We start from the raw sequence: 2,515 nt of genomic DNA, 5'->3' as shown, positions 1-2,515 counted from the left end.
GTCGAGCACCGTTGCCTGATGCGGCTCCCAGGTGGCGACGATCGAGCGCCCGACCTCGTCGCCCGGCTGAAGAAGCGCGGCGTCAAGCCGCTCTCGGTCGGGCGCTCGATCGTCGCCACCTGGGAGCCGCATCAGGCAACGGTGCTCGACGTCATCAAGAAGCTAGGGCTGGAGCTGGAGATCATCTTCAACAAGGGCGCGGTGATGATCCTGCCCAGCGGCATCAACAAGGCGACCGGCCTTGCAGCCGCGCTCGAAGATCTCAAGTTGTCACCGCACAATGTGGTCGCCGTCGGCGACGCTGAAAACGACCACGCCTTCCTGCGCGCCTCAGGCTGCAGTGTCGCCGTCGACAACGCCTTGCCGGCAGTGAAGGACACGGCCGATCTGGTGACCCGCGGGGAGCGCGGCAAAGGCGTCGAGGAATTGATCGGCAAGATGATCAAGCTCGATCATCTGATTGCGCGCAAACGTGCCAGGGGCGTCCTGCTTGGCAGCGCTAACGGCAAGGAAGTCTATCTCTCGCCGGTGGAGACAGTGTTGATTGCCGGGAGCTCCGGCATCGGCAAATCGACACTGGCCACGGCGCTTACCGAACGGCTCGCGGAAAAAGGTCTGCAGTTCTGCATCTTCGATCCGGAGGGCGATTATGACGGGCTGCAGGGCGCTGTGCCGCTTGGCGATTCCTCGGCTGCGCCAAGCAAGGACCAGTTGCTGCAGCTGATCGGCAAGCCTGACACCAATGTCGTCGTCAACGGCCTGGCGTTGAGGGTCGATGAGCGGCCGGACTTCTTCGCGGAACTCCTGCCCGGCCTTGGCAATGTCCGCTACCGCACGGCAAGACCGCATTGGCTGATCATCGACGAAGCGCATCACCTTCTGCCCAAGCGGCGCGAGGACACGCGAGCGGTGCTTTCGCTTGAATTGCCCGGGACAGTGCTGATCACGGTGCATCCGGAAGCGATCTCGACGGATGCCTTGCGCCTGGTGACGGTAGTGATTGCGCTCGGACCTCAAGCGAAAGGCGTGATCAAGACGTTCTGCAAGGAAACCGGACTGGAGGCGCCGGGAAACATCCCCACCCCGAAAGGAGATCGCGTACTGCTCTGGCGGCCGCATACCGGCAAGAAGCCCTTCACCGTCAAGGCGATGGAGCCCAGCCAATCGCTGAAGCGGCACAGCCGCAAATATGCCGAGGGCCAGCTCGACGAAGCAGGCAGCTTCTATTTCAAGGGTCCCAAGAATGCGATGAACCTGAGGGCGCACAATCTGATCATCTTTGCCCAGATGGCGGAAGGCATAGACGACAAGACCTGGATGCATCATCTGCGCGCCGGCGACTATTCGGAATGGTTCCGCCGTCAGATCAGGGACAAGGAGCTGGCGCGCGAAACGGCCATGGCGGAAAAGGACAAGGCGCTTTCGGCCGAGGAGAGCCGCAAGCTGGTGCTCGATGCCGTACGCCGCCGCTATACGGCGCCAGCGACCGCTCCGGAGAAGTAGCCGATTGGCGGCATGTTGGCCGCCGCCTCAGCTCGCCTCGCGCATCGCCTCGGCGGCCTGCAGGTCGACCGAGACCAACTGGCTGACGCCCTGCTCGGCCATGGTGACGCCGAACAGCCGGTCCATGCGCGCCATGGTAATCGGGTTGTGGGTGATGATGACGAAGCGCGTCTCAGTAGTACGGGCCATCTCGTCCATCAGATTGCAGAAGCGCTCGACATTGTGGTCGTCGAGCGGCGCGTCGACCTCGTCGAGCACGCAGATCGGCGCCGGATTGGTGAGGAACACAGCGAAGATCAGCGACATCGCCGTCAGCGCCTGCTCGCCGCCGGAGAGTAGCGTCATGGTCTGCGGCTTCTTGCCCGGCGGGCGGGCGAGGATTTCGAGCCCGGCTTCCAGCGGATCCTCGGATTCGATCAGCTGCAATTCGGCGGTGCCGCCGCCGAACAGATGCGAGAACAGGCGCTGGAAATGGCCGTTGACCACCTCGAACGCCGACAGCAGCCGCTCGCGCCCTTCGCGGTTCAGGCTCTGGATCGCCTGCCGCAATTTGCGGATCGCCTCGATGATGTCCTCGCGCTCGGAAACGATGGTCTCCAGCCGGTCGGACAGCTCCTTCTGCTCTTCCTCGGCGCGCAGGTTGACGGCGCCGAGCCGCTCACGCTCGACCTTCAGCCGGTCGAGCTGACGCTCGACATCGGCCATTTCGGGCATCGGTTCATCGGCTTCCAGACCGGTGTGGCGGATGACCAGGTGCGGTGGCGTGTTCAGCGTTTCCTGGATGCGCGCCTCGACCTCCAGCCGCCGCTCGTCGGCGGCGGTCAGCCGCTCCTCGGCGCGGACGCGGGTTTCGCGCGCTTCGGCGAGCGATTGGATGGCAGCGGTCGCGGCCTTGTCGAATTCGGCCTGTTTGTTCTCTGCTTCCTGCAAGCGGTCGGCCGCTGCCTGGCGCAGCGTCTCCGCCTCGGCCAGTTGCGAGAGCAGCGCGCGGCGCCTGGCATCGATCTCATCG

The 2,515-nt window shown here is 64.3% G+C and carries 2 protein-coding genes; one reads left to right on the top strand and one right to left on the bottom strand.

The window, feature by feature from the left end; all coding sequences use genetic code 11:
• On the top strand, positions 1–1,503 hold a 1,503-nt coding region (locus tag EN745_RS33570; RefSeq protein ID WP_127423226.1), incomplete at its 5' end, for an HAD-IIB family hydrolase.
• Positions 1,504–1,530: 27 nt separating this feature from the next.
• Here the strand turns inward: EN745_RS33570 and EN745_RS33565 are convergent.
• Positions 1,531–2,515, bottom strand: a 985-nt coding sequence (locus EN745_RS33565; protein WP_145992295.1) for an AAA family ATPase, incomplete at its 5' end; no start/stop codon positions are given.

The organism is Mesorhizobium sp. M4A.F.Ca.ET.022.05.2.1 (genome assembly GCF_003998845.1).
Lineage (GTDB): Bacteria > Pseudomonadota > Alphaproteobacteria > Rhizobiales > Rhizobiaceae > Mesorhizobium.
Note: the sequence above shows the minus strand (reverse complement) of the source record. Positions and strands in the feature narration are given on the sequence as shown.